Annotated in this window: 1 protein-coding gene; it reads right to left on the reverse strand. The window is 45.9% G+C overall.

The annotated features are described in order from the left end of the window. Positions 1–721 (reverse strand): tripartite tricarboxylate transporter permease (locus tag MMY81_RS33005; protein WP_252316141.1); only part of this gene is annotated, 721 nt, incomplete at its 3' end. Between the last annotated feature and the right edge of the window lie 20 nt (positions 722–741).

Consider the following 741-nt stretch of genomic DNA (forward strand, 5'->3'; position numbering starts at 1 on the left):
CTCCTTTTAGGACCCCGCCTTTCAAGCGATTCGCCTCAGCTACGCTCCCCTTATGGGTCAGCATAGTAATTAAAATTGGAAAGGCAAAGATAGCCAAAGCGACAACTGGCAGGGAAAGACCATTAGAAAGGTAAAGGAAATCAAAGGTATACCGGTACTCCGTAATAGCAGGAGCACTTCCCACAGAACCGATCATTAATCCCATTAAACCTGATAGGGCTCCTTTAGCCGGTGAATCTCCAGCTAAAAGGCCGGCCATGCTAAGTCCAAGCATCGTTAACATAAAAAAAACCGGTGAATTGAAACTAGTGATCAGCGGAGCAGCGATCGGAATAGCCAGATAGAGAGCAACTCCTCCTATAACCCCGCCTATCATTGAACAAAATAATGCAGCACCCATAGCCCTAGATGCTTCCCCTTTTTTAGCTAAAGGATATCCGTCCATAATAGTTGCCTGAGATCCGGAAGAGCCTGGGATCCCAAGCAATACAGAAGGAAAGGTATCTCCCGTATGAACAACGGCTACCATACCAATTAACAGGGCTGTCCCGACAAAAGGGTCCATTCCGAATACAAACGGCAGTAAAAGTGACATGCCTACTGTTCCGCCTAAACCTGGCAGCAGTCCAACTACAATGCCTAGTCCAATGCCAAGGCACATGAATAAAACCCTGGATGGATCTAATACAATACGTAAGGCTTCCATTGCACTTTCAATCATAGTATATCCCCCTCTATAAT

The sequence above is a fragment of the Sinobaca sp. H24 genome, assembly GCF_023845525.1.